Below are 26,575 nucleotides of genomic sequence, written 5' to 3'. Positions count from 1 at the left end.
GTGCGCAGGCCTGCGCATCGGCGATCTTGCGCCCGATTTCGAAGCCCGCAGCACGATCGGCCCAGCCCGGCTTTCGGCCTTCCGGGGACGCTGGCTTGTCCTGTTCTCGCACCCGGCGGACTTCACCCCGGTATGCACCACGGAATTCGTGGCTCTCGCCAACCGGGCCGCAGCCTTCGAAAGGCGCGACTGCGCACTGATGGCGCTTTCGGTCGACAGCCTGTTCTCGCATTTTGCGTGGCTGCGGATGATCCGCGACCGCTTCGACGTGGAAGTGCGCTTTCCCATCGTCGAGGATCCGACGCTCGTGATCGGCCGCGCTTTCGGGATGGTTTCGGCGCAGGACAGCGACAGCGCGACGGTGCGCACCACGTTCTTCATCGACCCCAAGGGCGTGATCCGGGCGATGACCTGCTATCCGGCGAGCCTTGGCCGCTCGATCCCCGAGATGCTGCGCATCCTTGATGGCCTGCAGGCGATCGACGCCAAAGGCGGGATGGCCCCGGCAAACTGGCAGCCGGGCGAGGCGCTGCTGAGGCCCCCGACCCATGATCTGGACGAGGTTTTCAGCGCCGCAGATGCCACAGGCTGGTTCCTCCGCGACGCAGGAGGGGAAAGCTGATGAGCGACGATGAACTGATCGAAGCGCTCAAGGCGCTCGCCCACCCGCTGCGCTGGCGCATCCTCACCGCGCTGATCGCCGGCGAGCGCAATGTCGGCGAGATCGAGGCCGCAACCGGCATCAGCCAGCCCGGCCTGTCGCAGCAACTCGGCGTGCTGCGAAAGGCGGGACTTGTCGAGACCCGCAAGGAAGCCAAGCTGGTGTTTTACGGGCTCGCTGACGAGCAGATCGGGGGCACACTCAGCCATATCGGCGCGCTTCTGCCGGTTGCGAATGCCTCCCCGGGCCGAACCGCCCCCACCGATACACCTGCCCCGGGGGTCGCAAACTTCGCCAGGATGTTCTGACCCTCCGCCCGATGGTTCCGGGGACGCCGGCCGGGTTATCGGTCCGTCTTCAAGGCCCAACCCCAAACCGGGTGCCGCCGCTGCCTCCCGCACGCTTGTTTCGCCTATCTGCTCCGGTCAGCCGGTCAGCCGCTCGGCGTGCCAGGCGACGTGTTCAGCCATGAAGGTCGAGATGAAGAAGTAGGAGTGGTCGTAGCCTTCCTGCATGCGGATCGTCGCCGGGATGCCGGCGGCGGCGCATGCGGCCTCGAGCAGCGGGGTGCGCAGCTGGCCTTCGAGGAAATTGTCGGCGCTGCCCTGATCGACCAGCAGCTCGGGCAGGCGCGCGCCGGCTTCGATCAGCGCTGTGGCGTCATATTCCGCCCAGGCCGCGCGGTCCTCGCCCAGATAGCGCCCCAATGCCTTTTCGCCCCACGGCACCTGCGAGGGCGCGCAGATCGGCGCGAAGGCGCTGACCGAGCGGAACCGGCCGGGATTGCGCAGGGCGATGGTCAGCGCGCCGTGGCCGCCCATCGAATGCCCGGTGATCCCCTGCCGCGCCATGTCGGCGGGGAAAGCATCGGCGATGAGCGCGGGCAGTTCGTCCTCGATATAGGAGCGCATGCGGTAATGCGTCGCCCAGAGCTCCTCGGTCGCATCGACATAGAAGCCTGCACCCTTGCCGAAATCGTACTCCTCGGGAGCGTCCGGCACGTCATCGCCGCGCGGGGAGGTGTCGGGGGCGACGAGGATCACGCCATGCGCGGCACATGCGGCGCGGTATTCGCCCTTCTCCATGACATTGGCATGGGTGCAGGTCAGCCCTGAGAGATACCACAGCACGGGCAGCCGCTCGCCCGGCGCGTGGTCGGGCACGAAGACCGCGAAGGCCATGTCGGTGCCAGTTGCGGCGCTGGCATGGCGGTAGACCCCTTGCGTGCCGCCGTGGCTGCGGGTTTCGGACAGGGTCTCCATGGGGTCGGTCTCCGGATCTGTGGGCGGGGGCGGGTTAGGGCTTGGTGATGGCAAGGGCAAGGCCACTACCCACTCGCGCGGCCGCATGTTACGCGGGCGCCCATGAGCAAGAGCGAGGCAGGACAGGTGTCGCCCATCGTCGAACTGGCGCGGCGCGATCCTGCCGCCGCAGCCACGCAGTTGCGGATCGTCACGGCCCGCAACCCGGCCGACGCCGGTGCCCACCGCATGCTCGGTCGCCTGCTGCGCCAGCTGGGCCGCGACGAGGAGGCGGCGCGCGCGGAGATGGACGCGGTCCGCGCCGCAGCGCATGACCCCCGGATGATCACCATCGCGCAGGCGCTGCTGGCGAATGATCTGCCCGCCGCTGAAGCCGGATTGCGTCAACGCCTTGCCGCGCAGCCGACCGATGTTGCCGCGATCCGCATGATGGCCGAGCTTGCCGGCCGGATCGGACGCTACAAGGACGCCGAAAGCCTCCTGCGCCGGGCGATCGAGCTAGCCCCCTCGTTCACCGCCGCGCGGGCCAACCTCGCCATCGTGCTCTACAAGCAGAACCGCTTCGCCGAGGCGGGCGAGGTGCTCGAACAGGTGCTCGCGCAAGACCCGGCCAACACCAGCAGCCGCAATCTGCTGGCCGCCACGCTCGGGCGGATCGGCGATTATGACGAGGCGATCGCCATCTATGGCGAGCTTGCCCAGAGCTTCCCCGATCATGCCAAGCTGTGGATGAGCTACGGCCATCTGCTCAAGACCGTCGGACGGCTGGAGGAAAGCATCGCCGCATACCGCCGTGCGCTGGCGGTGGAGCCGCATCTGGGCGAGGTGTGGTGGAGCCTTGCCAACCTCAAGACGGTGACTTTCTCCGACGCGGATATCGCGGCGATGGAAGCGGCCCTCAATTCGGAGGTTTCGACCGAGGACGCCTTTCATCTGCACTTCGCGCTGGGCAAGGCATGGGGCGATCGCAAGTCCGCGGCCGACAGCTTCCGCCACTACGTCGCCGGCAACGACCTGCGCAGCCGCGAGCTGGCCTACGATCCCGACACGACCACGCGGCAGGTCGACCGGGTGATCGAGGTCCTCACCCCCGAATTCCTCGAGCAGCGCCTTGGCGCGGGCGACCACACGCCCGATCCGATCTTCATCCTCGGCCTTCCGCGCGCAGGCTCCACCCTGCTCGAACAGATCCTGTCGAGCCATTCCGCGGTCGAGGGCACGATGGAACTGCCCGACATTCCCGCCATCGCCATGCGCGAGGCGAAGGCGGCCGCGGGCGGCGACCCGCGCGACTGGCCGGGCGCGGTGGCCGAGATGCCGGCGGAGCGCTTTGCGGTGCTGGGTGCCGAATTCCTCGAGCGGACCCGGATCCAGCGCAAGACCGGCAAGGCCTTCTACATCGACAAGCTGCCCAACAACTGGAGCTATGCTGGCCTCATCCATCTGATCCTGCCGAACGCGCGGATCATCGACGCGCGGCGCAATCCGATGGATTGCTGCTTTTCCAATTTCCGCCAGCACTTCGCCAAGGGGCAGGCTTTCACTTACGCGCTCGATCATATCGGCCGCTATTATGCCGATTACGTGCGCGCGATGGATCATTACGATCGCGTGCTGCCGGGGCGCATTCACCGGGTGATCCATGAGCGCCTGCTCGACGATCCGGAAGGCGAGGTGCGCGCGATGCTCGGTTACCTCGGCCTTCCCTTCGAGGAGGCGTGTCTCGAATTCCACCGCAACACCCGCGCCGTGCGGACCGCGTCCTCGGAGCAGGTGCGCCGCCCGATCAACCGCGACGGCATGGGGCAGTGGGAGCCCTATGCCCAATGGCTCGGCCCGCTGCGCGAAGCGCTTGGCGATCTGGTCACGACCTATGCGGACCGACCTTCTGACCCCCCGAAATGATGTGACAAATTTGTCATAGCGCGCAAGCAAAGTTCGCTGTCCGAGCCTTCGGGATGCGACGGCGCTTGGCAAGCGGTGCTTGCTGTGGCGGTTTGTTGCGGGGCTCAGACAGACTGCCATAGGGAGGCGGCATTGACACGCATGGAAACCAACAGGATGCGGGCTATCACCGCATCGCTCCTCGCCGGCACCGCGATGACGGTTGCGGCGCCGGTCGCGGCGCAGGACAGCGTCGATGACGAGAGCGACAATGTTATCATCGTCACGGCGCAAAAGCGCTCGCAGAACCTGCAGGACGTGCCGATCGCGATCACGGCAATCGGCACCGAGAAGCTTGACGAGCTGCAGATCAACGAGCTGCGCGACATCGCCAAGTTCCTGCCTTCGGTGACGGTGCAGACGGCCGGCCCCGGTTTCAGCCAGGTCTACTTCCGCGGCGTTTCCAGCGGCGAGAATGCCAACCACTCGGCCTCGCTGCCCACGGTCGGCATCTATCTCGATGAAATGCCGATCACGACCATTCAGGGCGCGCTCGACATCCATTCCTACGACCTTGCCCGGGTCGAGGCGCTCGCCGGGCCACAGGGCACGCTCTACGGCGCAAGCTCGATGGCGGGCACGATCAAGATGGTCTCCAACGCGCCCGATTACAAAGACAGCTACGGCGCGATGGATTTCGAGCTGAACAGCGTCAACCGCGGCGATTTCGGCGGGGTGCTCGAAGGCTTCTACAACGCCAAGCTCTCCGACAGAGCCGCGCTGCGCGTGGTCGCGTGGTATCGCCGCGACGGCGGCTTCATCGACAACATCCCGGGCAGCCGCACCTATGCCAGTTCGGGCATCACCCAGAGCAATGCGGATCTGGTCGAAGACGATTACAACGACGTCGACACCTACGGTGCGCGCGTGGCACTGGGGATCGAACTCAACGACAGCTGGACGCTGCGCCCGACCATCATGGGCCAGGTCCAGAATGCCGACGGCAGCTTCGCGCAGGAGCGCAGCTCTGCGGTTACCCGCTCGCTCCAGACCGTGCAGTACAACCCCGAATCCTCGCGGGACAAATGGTTCCAGGCCGCGCTGACCATCGAAGGCAAGATCGGAAGCTGGGACCTCGTCGCCACCGGCGGCCACCTGTGGCGCCGCACGGACACGGAATCGGACTATTCCGACTACGCCTATTTCTACGACGCGCTCGCGGGTTACGGGGCCTATTTCACCGACAACAACGGCAATCTGGTGAACCCCAACCAGTTCATCCAGGGCAACGACCGCTATCGCCGCGTCTTCGGGGAGCTGCGCGTCTCGAGCCCGCAGGACGCGCCGCTGCGCTTCATCGGCGGCGTGTTCGCGCAGCGCCAGTACCACCGGATCACGCAGAACTACATCATCGAGGACATCGCAGACTCGATCACGGTGACAGGCACCGAGAGCAACATCTGGCTCACCCGCCAGGAGCGCGTCGACCGCGACTATGCCGCCTTCGGCGAACTCAGCTTCGACGTCACCGAACAGCTGACGCTGACCGGCGGCGCGCGGCTTTACAACTACAAGAACTCGCTTGTCGGCTTCTTCGGCTTCAGCGACGGCTATTCGAGCCGCACCGGTGAGGCCGCGTGCTTCGGTCCGGCGGTCGTATCGGATTCGCCCTGCACCAATCTCGACAAGACCACGTCCGACACCGACGCGATCTACAAGCTCAACGCGACCTACAAGATCACGCCCGACGTGCTGGTCTATGCCACCTGGTCGCAGGGCTTCCGTCCGGGCGGCGTCAACCGGCGCGGCACGCTGCCGCCCTATCTGCCCGACACGCTCGACAATTACGAGCTCGGCTGGAAGACCAGCTTCGGCGATGTCACCTTCAACGGCGCGGTATTCCAGGAGGACTGGAACGACATCCAGCTCTCCTTCCTCGGCGCAAACGGGCTGACCGAGATCCGCAACGCCGGGGTCGCACGGATCAGGGGGATCGAAGCCGATTTTACCTATCGCGCGGGCGGGCTCACGCTTTCGGCATCCGGCAGCTACAACGATGCCACGATCCGGCGCGACTTCTGCCGGATCGCCAACCCGACCTTCGATTGCACGCTCAATCCCGGCGACGGGCGCGTCAACGCGCTGCTTGCACCGGCGGGCACGCAGCTGCCGGTCACCGCGAAGTTCAAGGGCAATGCGATCGCGCGCTACGAATTCCCGGTCGGCGGATGGGACGGGCATGTCCAGGGCGCCGCTTCCTATATTGGCCGCCGGCGCAGCGACCTGCGCACCGCCGAGAACGCCATCAAGGGCGACTTCGACCCCTACACGACGGTCGACCTCAGCCTCGGCATGAGAAAGGACAGCCTGCGCTTCGAACTGTTCGTCACCAACCTCTTCGACGTGCGCGGTGTGATCAACAGCGGGGTGCAGTGCGTCGAGACCGTGTGCGGCGACCCGACCGGGATCAGCAACACCGGCGGGGCGTTCTACGACTTCATCACGCGCCCGCGCATCATCGGGCTGAAGGCGGGCTTCGATTTCTGAGCCTGAGCCTTTAGTGTCGCAAACAACAGAAAGGCCGGGCCACAAGCTCGGCCTTTTTGCTGCCATCGCGCTGGTGATGGGCAACATGATCGGATCGGGGGTGTTCCTGCTCCCGGCGAGCCTTGCCCCGTTCGGCTGGAACGCCGTGATCGGCTGGATCGTCACCACTGCCGGAACGCTGGTGCTGGCCTGGGTGCTCGCCGCGCTCACCCGCGCCCGGCCCGGGGCGCGCGATCCGGCCGGCTTCGTGACCGAGGCTTTCGGCGAAATCCCGGCCTTTCTGGTGGGCTGGATCTACTGGGTCTCGGTGTGGACCGCGGTGGTCTCGATCGCGGTGGCGGCGGTGAGTTACCTCTCGTCCTTCATCCCCGCCATCACCGGCATCCCGATGGGCCCGGCCCTGTGCGCCATTGCGCTGGTCTGGGCGATGACGCTGCTCAACCTGCGGGGGGTGAGGGCGGCGGGCAATTTCCAGATCGTGACCGTGCTCTTGAAGCTCGTGCCACTGGTGGCGGTGATCGTCATCGCCGCAGCTGTGCTGGGCACCGGCAAGGGAGAGATCCGCCCGCTGGTCATGGCCGAACTCAACGGCACCGACCTGCGCGGCGCGGCGGCGCTGACGCTGTTCGCGCTGCTCGGCTTCGAATGCGCGAGCATCGCCGCCGCGCGGGTCGAGAACCCGGCGGTCAACGTGCCGCGCGCGACGATGTGGGGCACGGGGCTCACGGGACTGCTCTACCTGCTGGTGTGCTCGGCCATCGCGCTGATGCTGCCCGAGGCGGTGGCCGCGACATCGCCTGCGCCGTTTGCCACCTTTGTCGAGCGCAACTGGAGCGCCGGGCCGGCCGCGTTGGTGACGGTCTTCGCGATCGTCAGCTGCGTCGGCGCGATCAACGGCTGGGTGTTGCTGCAAGGCGAGCTGCCGCGCGCCATGGCCGAGCGGGGGATGCTGCCGCGCTGGTTTGCCGCGACCGACCGCCACGGCACCCCGCGCCGCGCGCTGCTGATCTCGAGCGTGATCGCGACGGTCTGCCTGGCTCTCAATGCCAGCAAGGACATGCAGGGCATCTATGAATTCGTGCTGCTGCTTTCGACCAGCGCGGCGCTGTGGCTCTACCTTGCCTGTGCGCTGGCGGCGTGGAAGATGAAGGTGGCGCGGGGCTTCGCGCTGGTCGGGGCGGCCTATGCGCTGTGGACGCTGTGGGGCGCAGGGATCGAGGCGAGCGGCTGGAGTCTGGTGCTGATGGCGTCGGGAATACCGCTCTACCTGTGGGCGCGGCGCGGCGCTCAGGCCCCTGAATAAGCGGTCAGCGCGTCGAGCCACTGCGCCGCCAGCGCCTCGGCCTCCTCGGCGCTGAACGGCGCTTGCCCGAGCGACAATTCCAGCCACAACCCGTCGATCAGCGCGGTGAGTGCAACCGCCGCCACACCAACATTGGCCAGATCGGGGCGATAGGCGCGCAGCAGAGCCTCCAGCCCTTGGCGGAAGGCCCCATAGACCTCGGCCCTCACCGTTGCGACCGCCGGATCGCTGCGGGTGAGGCTCCAGAAGGCGACATAGGTGGCGAGCAGCTCGGGGGTCGCGATCGGGGCGCAGAAATTGGCGGAAAGGTAAGCGAGCAGCCGCGCGCGCGGATCGGGGCCGGCGGCTGCCACCGCCGCTTCGAGCGCCCGGTCGATCTCCGCGCCCGTCCAGCGATAGGTTGCGGCCATCGCGTCCGAGAGGCTGGCGAAATAGTGCCGCAGCAACCCCGCCGACACTCCTGCCTCGGTGCAGATCGTGCGCACCGACACCCCCGCCGCGCCCTTGGCCGCAAGCACGCGGGCAGTCGCCTCGATCAGGCTCTGGCGGCGCGCATCGGGATCGGCGCGGGTAAAGGCGGGTTGTGCGGTCATGTCTGGCTTGTTATACGAATGTAAAACAAGGAAGCACGCATGGCAACTCATCCCGTCCACGATGCCGACCCGCTCGAGGGCTGGAGCCTGCCGAGCTGGACCTATCACGATGCCGAGTTCCACAGGCTGGAACTCGACCGGGTGTTCCGCCCGAGCTGGCAGGTGGTGTGCCACAGCAGCGACATTCCCGCTGCGGGCGACTGGCACACGCTCGACTATTGCGGCGAGAGCGTGATCGTGGTGCGCGGGGCAGACGACGTGTTGCGCGCCTTCACCAATGTCTGCCGCCACCGCGGATCGCGGCTGGTCGACGGGGCGAGCGGCTGCGCGAAGAAGCTGGTGTGCCCCTATCACGCCTGGACCTACGATCTCGACGGCAGGCTCACCGGGGTTCCCGACAGCGCGAGCTATCCGACGCTCGACCGGGAGAAGGCCGGCCTGGTCGCGGTCGAACTGGAGGTGTGGCGCGGCTTTATCTTCGTGCGGCTTCAGGATGATGGCGGGCCCACGGTGGCACAGCAGATGGCGCCTTACGAAGCGATGGTCGCGCCCTACCGTTTCGAGGAACTGGAAGCGCTCGGCCGCGTCACCTTGCGGCCGCGCGAGGTGAACTGGAAGAATGTCGGCGACAATTATTCCGACGGCTTGCACATCCCCGTCGCCCACCCCGGCCTCACGCGGCTGTTCGGCAAGGGCTACGGGATCGAGGCCGAGGAGCATGTCGACCGCATGTGGGGCGCGATGGTGGACCGTGAAAGCGTCAACTGGTCGGAGCGGATGTACCAGCGGCTGCTCCCGCCGGTACCGCACCTGCCGGAAGAGAACCAGCGCTTCTGGCTCTATTTCAAGCTCTGGCCCAACGTCGCCTTCGACATCTATCCCGACCAGATCGACTTCATGCAGTGGCTGCCCACCGGCCCCTCCACCTGCCTGATCCGCGAGATCAGCTATGTCCTGCCCGATGACCGCCGCGAGATGCGCGCAGCGCGATACCTCAACTGGCGCATCAACCGCCAGGTCAATGCCGAGGACACCGCGCTCATCACCCGCGTCCAGCAGGGCATGGCCAGCCGCAGCTTCTCGATGGGGCCACTGAGCGACAAGGAGGTGTGCCTGAGGCAGTTCTGCCGGCGCATCCGCGATCTGATCCCCGAGGCCCGCCTCGAACACCAACCCAGCCCCGGATGGAGCCTCCGCGCATGACCCAGAAATACGACGCCGTGATCATCGGTGCGGGCCATAATGGCCTTACCTGTGCCTTCTACCTCGCGCAGGCCGGGCTCAAAGTGCGCATCCTTGAGCGGCGCGACATCGTCGGCGGCGCAGCGGTGACCGAGGAGTTCCACCCGGGTTTCCGCAATTCGGTGGCGAGCTACACCGTCAGCCTGCTCCAGCCCAAGGTGATCCGCGACATGCGGCTGGCCGAGCACGGCTACCGTGTGATCGAACGCCCGATCAGCAACTTCCTGCCGCAGGAAGATGGCGGCTACCTCAAGCTGGGCGGCGGGCTCGAGCGCACGCAGGCCGAGTTCGCGCGGTTCTCGGCCGCCGATGCCGCGACCTTGCCCGCCTATTACGACGCGCTCGAGGGCGTGGCCGAGGTGCTGCGCAGCCTTGCATTGAAGAGCCCGCCCAATGTCGGCGAGGGCCTGCGCACGCTCATGGCCGGGGCCGCGCAGGGCTGGGGCCTCTCGAAGCTGGACCTCGCTGCCAAGCGCGACGTGCTCGACCTCTTCGTCAAATCGGCCACCAGTTTCCTTGGCCAGTGGTTCGAGAGCGAGGCGGTGAAGGCCGCCTTCGGCTTCGACGCGGTGGTCGGCAACTACGCCAGCCCCGACACGCCGGGGAGCGCCTATGTCCTCCTCCACCACGTCTTCGGCGAGGTAAACGGCAAGAAGGGCGCGTGGGGCCACTGCATCGGCGGGATGGGCACGATCACCCAGATCATGGCCGACGTGTGCCGCCAATCGGGGGTCGAGATCAGTCTCGAAAGCCCCGTGGCCGAGGTGCTGGTCGATGGCGACACGGTTGCGGGCGTGAAGCTCGAAAGCGGGGAGGAAATCGCGGCCAAGCGCGTGATCGCCAACGTTGGCCCCAAGCTTTTGTTCGGCAAGATGCTGGCCCAGCACCACCAGCCCGAGGATTTCCGCCGCCGGATGCGCGGATACAAGGCGGGCGGCGGCACCTTCCGCATGAATGTCGCGCTTTCCGAGCTGCCGCGCTTCACTTGCCTCCCCGAGCCGGGCGAGCATCACCAGAGCGGTATCATCATCGCCCCCACGCTCGCCTACATGGACAAGGCCTTCCTCGACGCGAAGGCGCATGGCTGGTCGAAGCGCCCGATCGTAGAGATGCTGATCCCCTCCACGGTCGACGACAGCCTCGCGCCTCCGGGCCAACACGTCGCCAGCCTGTTCTGCCAGCAATTCGCGCCCGAACTGCCGGATGGCCGCGACTGGGATGACGAGGAAGACGCCGCCGCCGACACCATCATCGACACGGTCGAAGCCCACGCGCCGGGTTTCCGCGCCTCGATCCTCGGGCGGCAGGTGCTCAGCCCCAAGGGGCTCTACCGCAAATTCGGCCTTGTCGGCGGGGACATCATGCACGGCCACATGAGCCTCGACCAGCTGTGGAGCGCACGTCCCGTGCTCGGCCACGGGGCCTACCGCGGGCCGGTGAAGGGGCTCTACATGTGCGGCGCGGGCAATCATCCGGGCGGCGGGGTGACCGGCGCGCCGGGGCACAACTGCGCGAAGGAAGTGATCGCCGACGGTGGCAGCTTCCGCCGGTTCGCGGCTGTCTAGGCCCGCCGGTTGCCGCAGCCATGCGTTTGCCATAGCCTCGACCTCTGACCTTCAATCGGGGAACTGCCGATGCGCTCCACACTCCTGCTGACCGGCCTTCTGGCGGCCGCACTCTCCGCCTCAGGCCCGGCGCTTGCGCAGACGACGCCCGCCGAGAAGCAAGTGGTCGATCTATCCAGCGCGGCCATCGCTCTGCGCTCCGTGCGGGGGGAGGGCAATCAGACCGACAAAGTGGCGGCGCTTTACCGCAAGGCGCTGATCGACGCGGGCTGGAAAGCGGCCGAAATCGAGATCGTGCCGCTCGATGACACTGCCTACTTCATCGCCACGTGGAAGGGGCGCAACCCCGCGCTCGGCCCGATCGTCATCTCCGCGCACATGGACGTGGTCGACGCCAAGCCCGAAGACTGGAAGCGCGATCCCTTCACCCCTGTCGTCGAAAACGGCTACCTCTATGGGCGCGGGGCGAGCGACACCAAGTTCGACACCGTGCAGGCGATGGTCGCGGTGATGGAGCTGCGCAAGTCCGGCTTCGTCCCCGAACGCGGCATCGTGCTCGCCTTCTCGGGCGACGAGGAGACGACGATGATCACCTCGAGGATCATCGCCGAGCGGTTGAAGGGCGCGCGGCTGGTGCTCAATGTCGACGGCGCGTCGGGCGCGCTCGACGAGGCGAGCGGCAATCCTTCCTATTGGAGCTGGCAGGGGGCCGAGAAGACCTATGCCGATTTCGCGCTGGAGGTGACCAATCCGGGCGGCCACAGCTCCGCCCCGCGCGCGGAGAATGCCATCGTCCAGCTCGCGGGCGCGCTGACGCGGGTCGGCGCGCACCACTTCGCGCCTGAAGTGAACGACATCACACGCGATTACTTCGTCAAGGCGGCGGACTTCGTGTCCGATCCGTTGCTGGCGGCGGCGATGCGGGCCTTCGCCAAGGCCCCCACCGACAAGGCGGCAATCGCGGTGCTGCGCGCCAACCCCGCCACGATCGGCAAGATCGCGACGACCTGCGTGCCGACCATGGCGAGCGCCGGACACGGTCTCAACGCCCTGCCCCAGCGCGCGACCGCCTTCGTCAATTGCCGCATCTTCCCCGGCCATTCGCCCGAGGAGGTGATGGCCGAGCTGTCGGCGGTCGCCGCCGAGCCGACCATGACCATCCGCCAGATCGAACCCGAATACACCACCTCCTCGCCCGCCTCCCCCTATGACGAGGTCTTCGTCGGGGCCGCGACGCGCGCGATCCGCGGGGCCTTCGGGGAGGTGCCCGTAATCGCGTCCCAATCCTCGGGCGCGTCGGATTCGATGTGGTATCGCGCGCTCGGCGTCCCCAGCTACGGCGCGAGCGGCACCTTCATGCGCGAGAGCGACGATTTCTCGCACGGCCTCGATGAACGCGTGCCGATCGGCAATATCGGCAAGAGCCTCGAATATTACCGCCTGCTGCTGACCGAGCTCGCCTCCAAATGAGGGCGCTGCCCGCCCTCGCCGCGCTGCTGGCGCTGGCCGCGCCCGCGCCAGCGCTGGCCGAGGGGCTCTACATCGCGGCGGGCGAGCTGATTGATGTGACAAGCGGCGCGGCGCTGACCGGGCAATGCATCCTCACCGAGGGCGAACGCATTGTGCGGGTGGAGCCTTGCGGGCAAGTGCCCGAAGGCGCCGAGCAGGTGGACTGGTCGGCCTATACCGTGCTGCCCGGGCTGATCGACCTCCACACCCATCTGTCCGACACCGGCAGCAGCGCCGACCTTGCCGATCCGCTCAAGACGTCCCCTGTCGATACGGTGCTGATCGGCGCGCGCAATGCGCGTCTGACGCTTGCGGCGGGGTTCACCACGGTGCGCGATGTCGGCACCTATCGCGGGCTCACCGACGTCGCCTTGCGCAATGCCATCGCCAAGGGGCTGGTGCCGGGCCCGCGCATGTTCGTTGCCGGGGCCTATCTCACCCATCCGGGCGGCGGGGGCGAGCTCAACGGGGTGGTTCCCAACGACCAGCTGCCTGCCGACATGCGCCTCGGCGTGCTCACGGGGCCCGAGGAGGCGGCCCAGCGCGCTACCTATCTGTTCGACAACGGCGTCGATTTCCTCAAGCTGATGGCAACCGGCGCGGTGCTGGCGATCGGCACCGAGCCGGGCGAGCCCGAGCTGACCGAGGCCGAGATGCGCGCCGCCATCGAAGTGGCAACCGCGCGCGGCTCCTTCGCCACTGCCCACGCCCACGGCGCGGAAGGTATCAAGGCCGCGATCCGCGCCGGGGTGCGCAGCATCGAGCACGCCAGCCTGATCGATGAGGAGGGTCTCGCCATGGCCCGCGAGAAAGGCGTGTGGCTGGTGATGGACGTCTTCAACGGCGATTACATCGACGAGGTCGGCACCAAGGAAGGCTGGCCGGAAGAATATCTGCGCAAGAACCGCGAGACCACGCAGGTCCAGCGCGACAATTTCCGCCGCGCGGTGGAGATGGGCGTGCCCCTCGCCTTTGGCAGCGATGCCGGCGTCTTTCCGCATGGGCTGAACGCGCGCCAGTTCCGCTACATGGTGGCGAACGGCATGAGCCCGCTGCAGGCCATGCGGGCAGCCACCACGAGCGCGGCGCAGGTCCTCGGCCGGGAGCAGGATCTAGGCAGGATCGCCCCGGCCTACCTCGCCGACATGATCGCAGTGGCAGGCGACCCGCTCTCCGACGTCACCGTGCTGGAACGCGTCTCAGCGGTGATCAAGGGCGGTCAGATTTTTCCTTAGGTCTGCAGCGCCCGGTCAGACTTGGCTCAGGATCCGAAAATCGGATTCCTACCAATCATCACTGGCAAGGCGATTGGATCACCGTCGGACAACCGCTATCACGATATCGCCCAGCGCGTTCGAATCATGACGCACGACATCGCCGGGCTGCAGGTAATGGCCTCCGGCAAGTTCGTTGGCGATGAATTTCCGGCGGGCGATGTCGAGCGCGGATTGGCGCGCGAGGGGCCCGCCCGCGGCTGCATAGGCCAGCCCGGCTTCGATCAGATCGGCGCGCGTCGGCGGAGTGAAGATGGTGCCCTCGGCCGTACCCGACATCAGCGTGGCGGTGGGCGGGATAGCGCCATCGGGCATCAGCTTGGTGTAGCTTCCACGATAGAGAAAGCGCGCGGTGCTCATGTCGGTGAAGGCCTTTTGTGCCAGAGCCCGGAAATCCAGGGTCATTTCTCCGCCGCGCGCGTCCTGGCGCGGCGCGCCGTTGACTGTGGTCGTCATGCGGACGTTGACGACAAACGCCTTCCAGTCTGCCGGAATGACAAGGAACGGCCCGGTGGGGAAGAAATCGGGCCCGCTCTTGGCATCGCTGAACCCGCTGCCCGAATCGAGATTGTCCGGATCGGCCAGATTGATCAGCGCGTTGCGATTGGTGAAATCGCCACACAGGAAGAACGCCTTCACCGCCTTGTCGAAGTCCGCAAGCGTCCGCAGGGGGCGGTCGAAGCGGACGCAGATTTCGACTTCGTAGTCGAGCAGGATGCCCGGCTGTGCCTGCACCTGCGTCCGGGCTGGCGAGGCGGCCCCGAACTTGGGGAACTGGAACACCGCGCTGCTATCGGCCTCTGCGGCGTGCTCGGGGAAATTGGTGCCGGTGCCGATGTGGCGGGTGCCGGCCGGGCCTGAGGGCAGCAAGGCGTCAATCGCGACCGTGACCTGCGGCAACGCGCCCGCGCGCCCGGCCCGCACAGGCGCAAGGTCGGATGCCGCCAGCGCCGCAAGCGGATCGGAGGTCGCCGGTGCCCCGAGTTCAGCGAGGTCGATGCCGGTGACGCTCTCACCCGTGCGGGCGAGCACCAGCAGCGTCCGCGTGCCGCCGTCGGCTGCGCGAACCTGCGCCAAGGTGATCGCTTCCTCCAGCGGGGCGATTTGCTGGACGAGCGGCTCATCCTCGAAACTCGCCGGATTGAACTGCGGGTCGGGCGAGGTCGCCCAGGCCCCGAACCCTGCTGCCGCCAGCCCGACCACCAGCCCTGCGAGCCACTTGGCGATTGTTTTCAGTCTCATATGATCCCGCGCCTTCGGCTGCCACCAACCCTTGTCCGCTGCGACTTTGCATCGGATAGACGAAATAATTGACACATGTTATAAAAATATTCAAGCTGCCCTCATGTCACGACGCGAAGAAGCCAAGACGTTCAACCGCGCCCGCATTTGCGCGGCGGCCGAAGCGATCATTCGCGGCGAGGGCATGGACAAGCTGACCATGCGCCGCCTCGCCGAAGTCGCCGGGGTCAGCCTGCGCACGCCCTACAACCTGTTCGGATCGAAGACCGATGTGCTGATCGCCCTGCTGGACGAGGCGGGGTTCGAATTCGCGCCGCGCCAGACGGGTGAAAGCGGGGCCTCGGCCATCGCGCATCTGTTCGGCGGGCTCGGGCGGATCGCGGCGTTCTTTGCGAGTGACGAGGCGTATTACCGCGGCATCTACGCCGCGATCATGGCTTCCGACCATCCCGAGGTGCGCAGCACCGGGGTGGGCCGCGCGGTTGTTTCAGCGCAGGCGCTGGTTGCCGAGGCGGTCGCCCATGGCGAGCTGCGCGCGGACACCGACGCTGCGTCGCTTGGCCGCCACCTGGCGATTGCGCTGCTGGCAGTGCTCGGCATGTGGGGATCGGGGTTCTTCTCCAACCGCGAGAGCATCGCGCAGGTCCGCCGCGCGTGGCTGGCGGTGCTGCTCCAGCATTGCAGCGACGCGGCTCGCCCATCGCTCGCCTCTGCCTATCGCGACCTGTGCACAGCGGAGATCGACCAATGACCGACAGGCTGCTTGGCTTTACCCCGGCCGAACTGGCCGCAAGCCCCTTTGCCCGCTTCTACAACCCCGAACTCGCCCCGCTCCAGCCGCAGGTGGCCGAGGCGCTGCTGGTCGGGCCGCAGGCGCATGAGCTGTTCGCGCCCGCCAGCGCCGCTGCTGCCATGGCCGAGCCGGGATACGCGCCGGTCGAGACCGGCTATACCACGCCGCCTGGCGGCGGAATCCGGGTGTTCTGCCTGACCCACATGCCCGGCGTGACGCCTGCCATGTGGGACTGGTGGTTCGGCTGGCACGGCTGCGCTGCGGAGCGTTACAAGCTGTGGCATCCCAAGGCCCATATCGACGCGCGCTGGGCCGACGGGCGCAGCGATGAAAGCTATATCGGACGAACATCGCTGATCACCGAATACCTTGGCCCAAAGGTGGTGAAGGGAGGCATCGCCTTTCTTCCCCCAGCCGCGATGGGCTTCGACGAGGCCCGGCTCGCCGCGCAGGGCGAGGTGGTGATCTGCGCGCGGGTCGGCGTGCCGGGAACGGGGCTGAAGGGAGGGTGGCTGCTGCACCAGCTGCGCCCGGTCGCAGGCGGCAGCGAGATGCGCTCGCGCATGTGGATGGGGGGCGAGAACACCGCGCTCGGCGATGATCCGGGCGCGGTGCGGCGCGGGCTGGCCAAGGCGCTGGGTCCGGTGGCGGGGCAGCTGCTGCCCGCACCGGCCGACCTGCTGGTTCACAATGCGCAGGAAATGGCGCATCTGGCGGGCTTCCTGCCGCAATTGTTCGCGGACTTTGGCGCCGCCTATCGCGAGCAACGGGCATGAAGCGCCCAAGCGGCAAAGGGCGCGTCTGGCGGCGGGGCGAGGCGGGCTTCGACACGGCCGTGCTCGCCACCAGTTTCAACGCCCGCGATCCCGGCGTGCGGCCCGAGATGCAGGTCGAGGCCAATGATGCAGCCGAGGTGGGCCGTGCCCTGCAAGTGGCGCGCGAGAACCGCTGGCAGGTCAGCATCGTTTCGGGCGGCCACAGCTGGGCACAGAACCACCTGCGCGACGGCGGATTGCTGCTGAGCATGGCCCGCTTCAACCACATCGCCATCGATCCGGCGGCCAGAATCGCGCAGGTCGGCCCCGGCTGCTGGGGGCTCGACCTCGACCGTGCGCTCAAGAAGCACGACCTGTTCTTCCCCATCGCCCATGCCCCCGATGTCGCGCTCGGCGGGTTCCTGCTGCAAGGCGGCTTCGGCTGGGGCAGCCGCGAACTCGGGCTGGCGACCGAGAGCGTGATCGGGATCGACCTGATGCTGGCCGACGGACGCGAGGTTCATGCCAGTGCCAGCGAGAACCCCGACCTGTTCTGGGCTGCGCGCGGATCGGGGCCGGACTTCTTTGCGGTGGTGTTGCGCTATCACCTGAAGCTTCACCCGCGCCCGCGTGCCACCGCGATGCAGATGCAGGTGTTCCGGCAGGAGCACCTCGACGCCGTGTTCCGCTGGGCCGATGCGGTGGGCAGCAGCGTGCCGCGCTCGGTCGAGCTGCAATTGCTGATCACGCCGCGCGCGCTGGGCATCTTCCGGCCCGGCATCGAAGTCATCGCCCCGGTGCTGGCGCCCACATGGGCCGAGGCGCGCGAAGCGGTGCGCTTCATCGCCGACAGCCCGATCCGCAAGCTGGCGAGCTTCACCACCCCGCTCATCCCCATGCGCACCAGCTTCATGTCGCAAGTCGCCAACATCACCCATTTCCCGCCCGATGTGCGCTGGTGCACCGACAATATCTGGACCGACGCGCCGATCGACGATTTGCTGCCGGGCCTCCACGCGATCGCCGAAACCATGCCGCCGGCCCCCAGCCACAGCCTGTGGCTCAACTGGCAACCGCCCGCCCAGCCGCGCCCGGACATGGCGTTCTCGCTCGAGGCGAAGCGCTACCTCGCGGTGTACGGCGAATGGACGCGCGACGAGGACAATCACCGCTACGCCGGTTGGGCGACCGAGCGGATGGCGGCGATGCAGGCCCATTCCGTGGGTATCCAGCTGGCCGACGAGAACCTCGGCAAGCGGCCCGCCCGGTTCATGAAGGACGCCAACCTCGCAAGGCTGGACAGCGTCCGGCAGACTTACGATCCCGGCGGGCTTTTCAGGTTATGGATGGGTCGGCCGGATCGCTGACCCCGCCCCGCTGCGCCTCGCCCGCGCCCTCGCATCGGCGGGGCAAGCGCGCGCGTGGCTGCGCTGCCCCCCTCGCCCTTCGGCGCGTCAGCGGCCGGGGGGTTGTTTCAGCTCGGCGAGCTTGACCGCGTGGCTGATGCCGATGCTGCCGTCGAGCATCTCCACCTCCATCAGCACCGCAGGTGACGGCGCGTCCCAGTCGATTGTCAGCCTGCCGTAATTGGGCATCAGCGGCGCCTTGGCGATGCGGTTCCGGTTGGGGCCGAACACCGGCCACACCTCGGTCAGGCCGGACGAGGTCAACTCGTAGAGCGGATAGGGCATGCGCGTATCGAGCCGCGAGAGCTCGGCATAGTGGGTGTCGCCCGAGATGATGAGCAGGTTCTCCACCTCGGCGAAATCGATGAGGTCGAGCAGGCGCTGGTGATCGGCCTGAAAATTGATCCACGCCTCGTAGCCCGGCGCATCGGGCAGAACCTGGGTCGAGGAGGCGAGGATGCGCAGGTCCGCCGGGCGGCGCAGTTCGGCCTCCAGCCACTCCCACTGCGCCTGCCCAAGCATGGTCGCGTCGGGATCGGGGTTGACGACATATTGCCCCTTGTCCGCAGGCTCGACGCTGTAGCCCAGAAGCGGGGTGCGGAAGGTGCGGTTGTCGGGCAGGATCACCTGCACGCGCCGTCCTTCGGGGCCGAACATGTAACTGCCGTAGATGCCCCCTTCCGGGCGGCGGCGGGGATGGCCCGCCGGCACGCCCCAGAAATCGAGGAAGATCGCCGCGCTCTCGGCCTTCCTGGGATATTCGCTGCCGCCGTCGTTGACGCCGAAATCGTGATCGTCCCAGGTCGCGATCACTTGCGTCTCGCGGCGCAGGGTGCGGAAACCGGGCTTCTCGGCAAGCATCTGGTACTTGGCGCGCAGCACCGCCATGTCCTCGGTGTCGCCATAGATATTGTCGCCGAGGAAGATGAACAGCTCGGGGGCCCACGCGTTGACGCGGTCCCAGATCGGCTGCGGCTTGTCCTGGTGCGCGCAGGATCCAAACGCGATCCGGGTGAGCGCGCGCTCTCCGGGTGCTGCGACGGCAGGGGCCGACGCGGCGACGGCTCCCGCCGCGGCCCCGGCCATTACTTGCCTGCGTGAAACGCTGCCCGACATCCTCCGTGCCCCCTCAATGCCGCGGCGCGAGGCGCGCCGCCCATGTGGCGGGCTTTCGGCGATGATTGTTGCAAAGTCCGGACAGGCAGGCGCGCGCTAGCGCTTCACATCCTCCGCCGGAGTGCCGAGCGGGCCGAGGGGGCGCGGCTTGAGCGGAGGCACGGGATCGCGCGCGATCGTCTCCTCGAGCAGACCGACCGCCGCAGCAAGCTGCGCATCAGTGCCCTTGAAGGCAGCGTGGGGCAGATTCTCCACCTCCACATCGGGCGCAACCCCGAGCCCCTCGACAATCCAGCGCCCGTCGATCGCATATTGCGCGCTCTCGGCGGTGCGCGCGATGCCGCGGTCGGCGAGCACCGGACGGTCCGACAGCCACACCCCTGCGCCCGCCGTGCGGGTGCCGATCAGCGGCGCGATCCCAAGCGCCTTGACCGCCGCGGCAAAGGTCTCGCCGTCGGAATAGGTGCGCTCGTCGATCAGCACCGCGACATGGCCGCGATAGGCGTTCTGCATGTTGGTGGTGGCGATGCCGGTGCCATCGGGCTTGGCCCAGAAGCCCCACGCCTTGCGCATCAGGGCGGCGACGATGAAGCTGTCGATATTGCCGCCGTTGTTGCCGCGCACGTCGATGATCAGCCCCTGCTTGTCGAGCTGCGGGAAGAAGTCGCGCGCGAAGCTGGCAAGATCGTCCGGGCCCATGGCACGCAGATGCAGATAGCCGATCTTGCCGCCCGACAGCCGCTCGGCCTCTGCGCGTTTGCCCTGCACGAAATCGGCGTAGTGCGCCTCGCGGTAACCGCCTTGCGTCATCGGCTCGACGATCGCGCTGAGCTTGCGCCCCTCGCGGGTGAGATCGAGCCGCACCTGCTGCCCGGCCTTGGTCGCCAGCGCGGTCTGGAGGTCGGCAAAGCTCGCCACGCCGCGGCCATCGACCAGCCGGATCACGTCGCCCGCCTTCACGTCGACCCCGGGGCGGCGCAGCGGCGGGAGCCGGTCGACGAGGTCGGCCTCGGCGCGCAGGATGGAGTCGATCCTGAGGCCCTCGGGTACCGGCGAAACCTTCGCGCCGAGGAAGGCCATCGCCGGGTTCTCGCGATCCGAGCGCTGGTCGCCGCCGCCGATCTGGCTGTGCAGCACGCCCACCTGCGCGGACATCTCGCCAAGCACCGCGTCGAGTTCCGACCGGGTGCCGATCCGCTCGAGGAAGGGCTCGCGCGCGGCGCGGACCGCGTTCCAGTCGACGCCGCGCAGGCTGGGATCGTAGAGGAAATCGCGATGCAGGCGCCATGCGTCGATGAACATTTGGCGCCACTCGGCGCGCGGATCGATGGTCAGCCGCCAGTCGCCGAGCCGCACCTGATGCGGCGCGGGCTTGTCGGGCAGCTTGCGGTCGGCGGGCACCAGCGCGAGCGCCGGCTTTTCGGGCGTGCCGCTCAGCACCAGCGCGGTCTGGCGGTCCTCGGACAGCTCCATATCGATCCCGCCGGGCGCGAAGACCTCCTCGCGCGGGTCCTTCTTGTCGATCGCGATCGAGACCAGATCGTCGCCGCGGCGGGTGTAGAGGAACTTCTCCGACGCCAGCAGCAGGCCCTCGACCCCCGGCTTGACCGGCAGCTTGTAGAGCCGCGCGGCGACGCCTTCGAGCACGATCACCGGCCCCTTGGGCGCGGCCTCGCCCTTCTTGCCCTTGCCCTTGGCTTCGTCCTTCTTTGCAGGCTCGGCCTCGCCCTCGGGCGCGGCGGTCTCCTTGTCGTCCGCCTTGCGGGTCAGCTCGTTGTCCGCGCGCATCCGGAACGGCGAGGCGGGATCGAGCTGAAGCGCATAAAGCTCGCCCCGGTCGGGGAAGGCCGCGCCCATGTTGCGGTCGCCCCAGGGGTTGCCGGGATCGGGCGCGAAATTGCGGTCGGAGATGAAATAGAGCCACGCGCCGTCATGCGCAAAGGCAGGGGCATAGTTGTTGTACTTGCCCGAGGTCGCCTGCACGCGCGCGCCCGTGGCGAGGTTCTGGATCATGATGTCGGCGGTGTTGCTGCTGTTGGTCAGCGCGACCTCGGCGTAGGCGATGTGGCTGGAATCCGGCGAGAAGGCGAGATCGAAGAAGGCATCGTCCGCACCGCTGGCATTGCGCGCCAGCAGCGTGACGCGGCCCGTGGCGACATCGACCTTCTGCAGCCGCGCCTCCTTGTCCCACACCACCATGGTCTTGCCGTCGGGCGCGAGGGCGAAGGACCAGATATGCGCATCATAGCCCTTGGTCACTGGGGTCGGCGTGCCGGTGCCGTCGGCGGGCATGCGGACAATGTCGCCGCGCGTCCCCTGGTCGAGGATCGCGAACACTTCCTTGCCGCCGGGCGCCTGCACCGCCTGACGCGCCCGTGCCGCGATCGGCACGGGCAGTTCGACCCGGCGCAGATCGCCCGGTGCGGCCAGCGCGGCGCGGCCGCGCGCGGTGACCGCCACCATCTCGCCCGAGGGGGAAATCCGTGCCGCCTCGAACCAGCGCATCGGATCGTCGATCGCACGCACGCGGGTCTGCTCGCGGTCGGTGACGAGGTCGATGGCGAGCTTGGTCAGCGTGCTTGCAGCGATGTCGAACACGTGGAGATCGGCGCCATTCTGGAGGAACACCTCGCCGCCATCGATATTGGCCTGGAGCACCGGGAAGGCCAGTTCGGGCGATTCCTGGCGCACGTCGCTGCCATCCTCGGCCACCGACCAGACCGCATCCTTGCCACTCCTGTCGGAGATGAACCAGATCCGCCCGCTTGCCGCCATCGGCATGCGGATCGGCGCGCCGAAATCGGCGAGGAGCTGCTGGCCTTCCGCATCCGAACCGGCCTGCCAGCGCCACAGCTGCTCCATCCCGCCGCCGCGATAGAGCACGGCGTTGTCGCGCGCGCGGGCGAACAGACCGCGGCGGGTGAAGAACAGCGTCTTGCCGTCGGCTCCGAAGGCTGCGTCATTGGCGCGCCACAGCGGCACGGGGGTGGCTTCGCCGCCGGCGGGATCGAGGGTATAGAGCACCTCGCCCTGCCCTGCTCCGGTGATCGCGGAGGAATAGATCACCCTGCCTTCCGGGGTCCAGCCGATGGTGCGCACCGCGGTGCCCTCGAAGGTCAGGCGGCGGGGACGTCCGCCCGCAACCGGCATGACATAGATGTCGCGGTCGCTGTCGTAGCTGGCGGTGAAGGCGATCATCCGGCCATCGGGGGAGATTGCAGGTTCGGTTTCCTCGCCCTCGTCATTGGTGAGCCTGACCGCAACGCCGCCATTGCGGCCAGTGCGCCACAGGTCGCCTTCGCTGACGAAGACCAGCACGTCGCCGCTCGCCACGGGGTGCTGGTAGTAGCCCTCTTCCGCCGCCAGCGGGCTCGCGATCATGGCGAGCAGACTGCCCGCGCCCAGAAGAATGCCTTTCATCGCGTTGCCCCTCAAAGATTTCTGCATCGCTTGATGGCTGACCTGCCGGATCGGCGCAAGGCGCAGCCATGCCGCCTGCCGAGCCGCAGACAGCACTTATCGAACCGGCGCGGGCTGCAAGATATCGCGCGCGACGCGGCTTCGGTCGGTCCGAGGCTCAGGCGATCCCGGCGGCCTTGGCGAGCCGCGCGCGGGCTTCGCTCTCGCCGATCAGGGGGAGCAGCTCGCCCATGTCGGGGCCGTGGTCCATGCCGGTCAGCGCCTGACGCAGCGGCAGGAACAGGGCGCGACCCTTGCGTCCGGTTGTCCGACCAAGGATTTGAGTCAGAGTTTTCCAAAGCTCTGGATAGATGTCGGGGTAACGCCATTCGAGTTGTTCAAAGGCGCGAGTAGCCTCAGCGAGGAAGGCCTTGTCCTCCTCCGCGAAATCCGGCTGCGTGATCGGCCCGGTAACCAGCCCCCACCACTCCGCCGCCTCGGCAACATGCGCGAGGTTCGGGCGCACCGCGTGCCAGCCGGCGGCGTCCATGCCCTCGGGGAGCCGTGCGGCGACCGCTTCGAAGGGCAGCTGGTGGACGATCCCGGCGTTGAGCCGCTCAAGATCCTCCTCGTCGAACTTCGCAGGCGCGCGGCCGAAAGTCGCAAGATCGAAGCTGGCGGTGAGCGCGGTTCGGTCGGCGATGGGCTCCACCGGCTGCGAGGTGCCGAGCCGCGCGAGCAGGGCGATGATCGCCTCGGGCTCGATCCCGCGCTCCCGAAAGGCATCGCAGCCAAGCGATCCGAGGCGCTTCGACAGCTTGCCCTCGCGCCCCACCAGCAGCGCTTCATGGGCGAAGGCGGGGAGCATTTTTGCTGCACTTTCGGTTGCAGCAAAACCTGCAGCATGAAGTGCGGTAAAGATCTGGATTTGCACGGCCGTGTTGGACACATGGTCCTCGCCGCGCAGCACCTGCGTCACGCCCATGTCGATATCGTCGACCGCGCTCGGCATCATGTAGAGCCACGATCCGTCGGCGCGGCGGATCACAGGGTCGGAGAGCTGCGCGGGGTCGAATTTCTGCATGCCGCGGATGCCGTCGTCCCAGGCGATGGGCTCGGCGTGGTCGAGCAGGAAGCGCCAGTGCGGAGCGGTGCCTTCGGCCTCCTTGGCCGCGCGATCCGCATCGCTCAGTCTGAGCGCGGCGCGGTCATAGATCGGCGGCAGACCGCGCGAGAGCTGGATCTTGCGCTTGACGTCGAGCTCCTGCGCGGTCTCGTAGCAGGGATAGATCCGCCCCGCCCCCCGCAATGCGGCAAAGGCTGCTTCGTAGCGGTCGAGCCGCGCCGACTGGCGCTCCTCGCGGTCCCAGGTCAGTCCGAGCCAGGTGAGATCGGCGCGGATCGCCCCGACATAGTCCTCGCGGCTGCGCGCCGCGTCGGTGTCGTCGATGCGCAGGATGAAGGTGCCGCCCGCCTGCCGCGCCAGCATCCAGTTGTGGAGCGCGGTGCGGATATTGCCGACATGCAGCCGGCCGGTGGGCGAAGGGGCAAAGCGCGTGGTGGTCATGCGCCGCCCGTTAGCGCGCCTTGCCGGTTATTGCGAGTAGAGCGTGAGCGTTCGGCCGCCACCCGACAGAACAATCGCGTTCGAGCCATCGCGGCCTGCACCGGTGGCCGCATCGACTGCGACGGCGAGGTCGAACACCACATGGTGGATGCGGGCCGTAGCGAGGCACTTCGGGTCGGGCGAGGCGATCCGCGTGGTGCGGAGCGTGCGGCCCACCAGCCGGTAGTTCCATGCATATCCGCCGCAAGCTGCGTCAAACACGATACGGTCCTTCGAGACGGACAGGGCCAGTCCGAAGGGAAGGTCGAGCGGCGCACCGTCAATCCCGGCGACCCGGAACTCGCCCGCAAGGTCAGGCACAGGGCTGAGCCCGGCAACCGCTTCGCTCTCTCCGGCTGCGTCCGGCGAGGCCTCCGCGCTCTTGCTGGCCGGATTGCAGGCCGCAAGGGCGGCGAGGAAGGGAAGGACAAGCAGGTGCCGCATGCCGCGAGTGTAGCATGATTGGGGCGGGGCAGGCGAGGGCATCACACCGCGCGCAGTTCCGCCGCCGTCAGCGCCAGCGCGGCGTCCCACCGGCGGTGGGCGCGCTCGGCCCGCACCAGCCCGTCGAGCGCGGCTTCGACGCCGCGCCGGTCGCCCTGCGCCGCAGCGTCGACGAAGGCACCGATGGTCGCCTCGTCATGGCTGAGCAGGCGGCAGCAGAAGCGCGAGACCGCGATGTTCTCGGGCCATGTCGCAGCGATCGCCTGCGCCATGATCAGCGCCTTGGCCGCGACCTCGACGCTGCCGAGCCGCGCCGCCAGCTCCGGCACCGGATCGCGCCTCAGCCGCTCATGCAGCGCGATCAGCCGCAAGGCATGGACAAACCGGCCCGCGATGGGCCCCAGCGCCTCGACCCGCGGCGGCGCGGCGAGCGCGGCGATGACCTGACGGGTGGCGGCAGAGGGGCTTTCGGACATGGAACCTCGCAAGGGCTGGGAGACAGTCCTGTCACCATATCTAATTGCGAGTGATTTGCAATAGCGTTCAGCCCTGCTTGGGCCGGATCACGAAGGAATGCTCGATATAGAGAAACACCTCGGTCTCACTCGCCTGCTTGAAGTAGAGCTCGGAATCGAGGCCGCGGATCTCGATGCCGTAGTCCGGCCCGAACATCGCCGCATAGCGCTTGGCCTCGTCGGCGATCGCCTTGACCACCGCGCCGCGATAGCCTTGCGGATTGTTGATCGCGAGATCCGTGCCCCCGGTCTCGATATAGGAGCGCCCCGTCAACGGCACCGCCTTGACGAAGGCGGCGATGGCAGCGTCGACCTCTTTCACCCCGGCATAGCTCCCGCCGACCGCCAGGCGCGCATAGACCTTGACCCGGGTCGTATCGGGGCGATTGCCCGTGCCGAAGGACAGCGCCTTGAGGCTCTCATCCGTGAGCGGCACCAGCTTGTAGTCGCCAGCCACCAGCGCGATGCCCTGGCGCGCGGCGAGTTTCATCACGTCCTGCAGCATCGCCGTCACCTCGGCACGCCGGACTTCCGGGTCGCGCGAATCCGAGTTGACGTAGATCGGTTTGACGAAGTTGTCGGCCTTGCGGGTGAGGCCGATCGCGGATTGCCCCTCGTCGTAATACTGGTCGTAATCGTCACGGTCGACGCGCGATCCGGTGACGACGATCATGCCCTCGTCCTGCGCCAGCGCCACACCCGGCATCAGCACCGGCACGGCGACGGCAGCCAGCGCCGCCGGCACAAGTCCCTGTCTTTTCATGTCACTCCCTCCCTCGATAGGAGCGAAGGCTAACACAGGGCGGCGGGGCGGCAAGCGCAAAGAAAAGCCCCGCCGGAGCTGATGCTCGGGCGGGGCCATTCGTGCCGCGGGGGCGAGGCGGGAGCGCTTACTCCTCGCCGTCATCCCCCATGTCGGCGGCGGGGGCGGCGGCCGCCATCGCAGCCATCGCGGCCTTCATCTTTTCTTCCGAGCCGATCGCATCGGCTTCGGGCTCGACTTCGCGCTGACCGTTCGCGGCAAGCGCATCCTGCTGCTTCTTCCACGCCGCCTTGAGCGCCGCATCGCGGCTGTTGGCGGTGACGCGCAGGCGGTTCATGCCCGCACCGGTACCGGCGGGGATGAGACGGCCGACGATCACGTTCTCCTTCAGCCCGATCAGCGTGTCCTTCTTCCCTTCGACCGCCGCCTGCGTCAGCACGCGGGTGGTTTCCTGGAACGAGGCCGCCGAGATGAACGAACGCGTCTGGAGGCTCGCCTTGGTGATGCCGAGCAGCACCGGATTGCCCGAAGCGCCCTGCTTGCCCTTGGCCAGCTTGCCGTTGATCTCGAGCATTTCGGCAAGGTCCACCTGCTCGCCCGGCAGCAGGGTGGTGTCCCCGCCATCGGTGATCTCGACCTTCTGCAGCATCTGGCGAACGATCACCTCGATGTGCTTGTCGTTGATCTTCACGCCCT

21 protein-coding genes and 1 pseudogene are annotated in these 26,575 nt (G+C 67.6%); 12 read left to right on the top strand and 10 right to left on the bottom strand.

Going from position 1 to position 26,575, the window contains the following annotated elements; translation table 11 throughout:
• The coding region (locus NBV68_RS05285; protein WP_366067616.1) for a peroxiredoxin at positions 1-622 on the top strand (622 nt) is incomplete at its 5' end.
• Positions 622-969 (top strand): metalloregulator ArsR/SmtB family transcription factor, encoded by a 348-nt coding sequence (locus NBV68_RS05280; protein ID WP_296307799.1) that lies wholly within the window; start codon positions 622-624, stop codon positions 967-969. The genes NBV68_RS05285 and NBV68_RS05280, both read left to right, overlap by 1 nt.
• A gap of 117 nt (positions 970-1,086) precedes the next feature.
• Here the strand turns inward: NBV68_RS05280 and fghA are convergent, their stop codons facing one another.
• Positions 1,087-1,923 carry an S-formylglutathione hydrolase gene (gene fghA / locus NBV68_RS05275; protein ID WP_296307797.1) on the bottom strand — a complete coding sequence of 279 codons (837 nt, stop codon included), beginning with the start codon at positions 1,921-1,923 and terminating at the stop codon, positions 1,087-1,089.
• Positions 1,924-2,025: 102 nt separating this feature from the next.
• Here fghA and NBV68_RS05270 point away from each other — a divergent pair, with 102 nt between their 5' ends.
• The 3 genes from NBV68_RS05270 (at position 2,026) to NBV68_RS05260 (ending at position 7,657) form a co-directional block, all read left to right on the top strand.
• The gene (locus NBV68_RS05270) at positions 2,026-3,828 is read left to right on the top strand and encodes a tetratricopeptide repeat-containing sulfotransferase family protein (protein ID WP_296307795.1); all 1,803 of its coding nucleotides are present in this window, start codon (positions 2,026-2,028) and stop codon (positions 3,826-3,828) included.
• A gap of 156 nt (positions 3,829-3,984) precedes the next feature.
• Positions 3,985-6,354: a TonB-dependent receptor gene (locus NBV68_RS05265; RefSeq protein WP_296307793.1), complete on the top strand. Its 2,370-nt coding sequence runs from the start codon at positions 3,985-3,987 to the stop codon at positions 6,352-6,354.
• Between the two features lie 13 nt (positions 6,355-6,367).
• Positions 6,368-7,657, top strand: a complete 1,290-nt coding sequence (locus NBV68_RS05260; protein WP_296307792.1) for an amino acid permease — start codon at positions 6,368-6,370, stop codon at positions 7,655-7,657.
• On the opposite strand, the gene NBV68_RS05255 is transcribed toward NBV68_RS05260, so the two are convergent.
• The gene (locus NBV68_RS05255; RefSeq protein ID WP_296307791.1) at positions 7,642-8,250 is read right to left on the bottom strand and encodes a TetR family transcriptional regulator C-terminal domain-containing protein; all 609 of its coding nucleotides are present in this window, start codon (positions 8,248-8,250) and stop codon (positions 7,642-7,644) included. The two genes, NBV68_RS05260 and NBV68_RS05255, sit on opposite strands and share 16 nt — an antisense overlap.
• A gap of 39 nt (positions 8,251-8,289) precedes the next feature.
• Here NBV68_RS05255 and NBV68_RS05250 point away from each other — a divergent pair, with 39 nt between their 5' ends.
• The 4 genes from NBV68_RS05250 to NBV68_RS05235 all read left to right on the top strand — a co-directional run bounded on the left by NBV68_RS05250 (position 8,290) and on the right by NBV68_RS05235 (position 13,801).
• A complete protein-coding gene (locus tag NBV68_RS05250) occupies positions 8,290-9,453 on the top strand; it encodes an aromatic ring-hydroxylating dioxygenase subunit alpha (RefSeq protein ID WP_296307790.1) in 1,164 nt (387 codons plus the stop codon).
• A complete protein-coding gene (locus NBV68_RS05245; protein WP_296307787.1) occupies positions 9,450-11,057 on the top strand; it encodes an NAD(P)/FAD-dependent oxidoreductase in 1,608 nt (535 codons plus the stop codon). Before NBV68_RS05250 ends, NBV68_RS05245 begins: the two co-directional genes overlap by 4 nt.
• A gap of 69 nt (positions 11,058-11,126) precedes the next feature.
• Entirely contained in the window at positions 11,127-12,527 is a 1,401-nt protein-coding gene (locus NBV68_RS05240; RefSeq protein ID WP_296307785.1) for a M20/M25/M40 family metallo-hydrolase, read from the top strand.
• On the top strand, positions 12,524-13,801 hold the full coding sequence (locus NBV68_RS05235) for an amidohydrolase family protein (RefSeq protein WP_296307784.1): 1,278 nt from the start codon (positions 12,524-12,526) through the stop codon (positions 13,799-13,801). The genes NBV68_RS05240 and NBV68_RS05235 overlap by 4 nt, the downstream gene beginning before the upstream one ends.
• A gap of 78 nt (positions 13,802-13,879) precedes the next feature.
• On the opposite strand, the gene NBV68_RS05230 is transcribed toward NBV68_RS05235, so the two are convergent.
• Entirely contained in the window at positions 13,880-15,082 is a 1,203-nt protein-coding gene (locus NBV68_RS05230; protein ID WP_296307783.1) for a fumarylacetoacetate hydrolase family protein, read from the bottom strand.
• A gap of 103 nt (positions 15,083-15,185) precedes the next feature.
• On the opposite strand from NBV68_RS05230, the gene NBV68_RS05225 reads away from it, so the two are divergent.
• The 3 genes from NBV68_RS05225 to NBV68_RS05215 are packed head-to-tail and all read left to right on the top strand — an operon-like array spanning position 15,186 to position 17,997.
• A complete protein-coding gene (locus NBV68_RS05225; protein ID WP_296307782.1) occupies positions 15,186-15,833 on the top strand; it encodes a TetR/AcrR family transcriptional regulator in 648 nt (215 codons plus the stop codon).
• A complete protein-coding gene (locus NBV68_RS05220) occupies positions 15,830-16,651 on the top strand; it encodes a hypothetical protein (RefSeq protein WP_296307781.1) in 822 nt (273 codons plus the stop codon). Before NBV68_RS05225 ends, NBV68_RS05220 begins: the two co-directional genes overlap by 4 nt.
• Positions 16,648-17,997 carry an FAD-binding oxidoreductase gene (locus NBV68_RS05215; RefSeq protein ID WP_296307779.1) on the top strand — a complete coding sequence of 450 codons (1,350 nt, stop codon included), beginning with the start codon at positions 16,648-16,650 and terminating at the stop codon, positions 17,995-17,997. Before NBV68_RS05220 ends, NBV68_RS05215 begins: the two co-directional genes overlap by 4 nt.
• 87 nt (positions 17,998-18,084) lie before the next feature.
• On the opposite strand, the gene NBV68_RS05210 is transcribed toward NBV68_RS05215, so the two are convergent.
• The 7 genes and pseudogenes from NBV68_RS05210 to NBV68_RS05180 form a co-directional block, all read right to left on the bottom strand.
• Positions 18,085-19,122: an alkaline phosphatase D family protein gene (locus tag NBV68_RS05210; RefSeq protein ID WP_296307777.1), complete on the bottom strand. Its 1,038-nt coding sequence runs from the start codon at positions 19,120-19,122 to the stop codon at positions 18,085-18,087.
• 126 nt (positions 19,123-19,248) lie between these two features.
• Positions 19,249-22,572 (bottom strand): S41 family peptidase, encoded by a 3,324-nt coding sequence (locus NBV68_RS05205; protein ID WP_296307775.1) that lies wholly within the window; start codon positions 22,570-22,572, stop codon positions 19,249-19,251.
• Between the two features lie 157 nt (positions 22,573-22,729).
• Entirely contained in the window at positions 22,730-24,118 is a 1,389-nt protein-coding gene (gene gltX / locus NBV68_RS05200; protein WP_296307774.1) for a glutamate--tRNA ligase, read from the bottom strand.
• A 27-nt stretch (positions 24,119-24,145) separates the two neighbouring features.
• Entirely contained in the window at positions 24,146-24,601 is a 456-nt protein-coding gene (locus NBV68_RS05195) for a hypothetical protein (RefSeq protein WP_296307773.1), read from the bottom strand.
• 41 nt (positions 24,602-24,642) lie between these two features.
• The gene (locus tag NBV68_RS05190; protein WP_296307772.1) at positions 24,643-25,077 is read right to left on the bottom strand and encodes a DNA-directed RNA polymerase subunit beta'; all 435 of its coding nucleotides are present in this window, start codon (positions 25,075-25,077) and stop codon (positions 24,643-24,645) included.
• A gap of 67 nt (positions 25,078-25,144) precedes the next feature.
• Positions 25,145-25,879, bottom strand: coding sequence for a hypothetical protein (locus NBV68_RS05185; protein ID WP_296307771.1), 735 nt, complete (start codon positions 25,877-25,879; stop codon positions 25,145-25,147).
• A gap of 127 nt (positions 25,880-26,006) precedes the next feature.
• Positions 26,007-26,575: pseudogene (locus tag NBV68_RS05180) on the bottom strand (DNA-directed RNA polymerase subunit beta'); the annotation flags it as partial.

Origin of the sequence: Erythrobacter sp. (genome assembly GCF_023653175.1) — a bacterium.
GTDB lineage: Bacteria > Pseudomonadota > Alphaproteobacteria > Sphingomonadales > Sphingomonadaceae > Erythrobacter.
Note: the sequence above shows the minus strand (reverse complement) of the source record. Positions and strands in the feature narration are given on the sequence as shown.

Coding starts and splice junctions, on each gene's coding strand:
- NBV68_RS05280 (WP_296307799.1), top strand. CDS start 622: ATGAGCGACGATGAACTGATCGAAGCGCTCAAGGCGCTCGCCCACCCG.
- fghA (WP_296307797.1), bottom strand. CDS start 1,923: ATGGAGACCCTGTCCGAAACCCGCAGCCACGGCGGCACGCAAGGGGTC.
- NBV68_RS05270 (WP_296307795.1), top strand. CDS start 2,026: ATGAGCAAGAGCGAGGCAGGACAGGTGTCGCCCATCGTCGAACTGGCG.
- NBV68_RS05265 (WP_296307793.1), top strand. CDS start 3,985: ATGCGGGCTATCACCGCATCGCTCCTCGCCGGCACCGCGATGACGGTT.
- NBV68_RS05255 (WP_296307791.1), bottom strand. CDS start 8,250: ATGACCGCACAACCCGCCTTTACCCGCGCCGATCCCGATGCGCGCCGC.
- NBV68_RS05250 (WP_296307790.1), top strand. CDS start 8,290: ATGGCAACTCATCCCGTCCACGATGCCGACCCGCTCGAGGGCTGGAGC.
- NBV68_RS05245 (WP_296307787.1), top strand. CDS start 9,450: ATGACCCAGAAATACGACGCCGTGATCATCGGTGCGGGCCATAATGGC.
- NBV68_RS05240 (WP_296307785.1), top strand. CDS start 11,127: ATGCGCTCCACACTCCTGCTGACCGGCCTTCTGGCGGCCGCACTCTCC.
- NBV68_RS05235 (WP_296307784.1), top strand. CDS start 12,524: ATGAGGGCGCTGCCCGCCCTCGCCGCGCTGCTGGCGCTGGCCGCGCCC.
- NBV68_RS05230 (WP_296307783.1), bottom strand. CDS start 15,082: ATGAGACTGAAAACAATCGCCAAGTGGCTCGCAGGGCTGGTGGTCGGG.
- NBV68_RS05225 (WP_296307782.1), top strand. CDS start 15,186: ATGTCACGACGCGAAGAAGCCAAGACGTTCAACCGCGCCCGCATTTGC.
- NBV68_RS05220 (WP_296307781.1), top strand. CDS start 15,830: ATGACCGACAGGCTGCTTGGCTTTACCCCGGCCGAACTGGCCGCAAGC.
- NBV68_RS05215 (WP_296307779.1), top strand. CDS start 16,648: ATGAAGCGCCCAAGCGGCAAAGGGCGCGTCTGGCGGCGGGGCGAGGCG.
- NBV68_RS05210 (WP_296307777.1), bottom strand. CDS start 19,122: ATGGCCGGGGCCGCGGCGGGAGCCGTCGCCGCGTCGGCCCCTGCCGTC.
- NBV68_RS05205 (WP_296307775.1), bottom strand. CDS start 22,572: ATGAAAGGCATTCTTCTGGGCGCGGGCAGTCTGCTCGCCATGATCGCG.
- gltX (WP_296307774.1), bottom strand. CDS start 24,118: ATGACCACCACGCGCTTTGCCCCTTCGCCCACCGGCCGGCTGCATGTC.
- NBV68_RS05195 (WP_296307773.1), bottom strand. CDS start 24,601: ATGCGGCACCTGCTTGTCCTTCCCTTCCTCGCCGCCCTTGCGGCCTGC.
- NBV68_RS05190 (WP_296307772.1), bottom strand. CDS start 25,077: ATGTCCGAAAGCCCCTCTGCCGCCACCCGTCAGGTCATCGCCGCGCTC.
- NBV68_RS05185 (WP_296307771.1), bottom strand. CDS start 25,879: ATGAAAAGACAGGGACTTGTGCCGGCGGCGCTGGCTGCCGTCGCCGTG.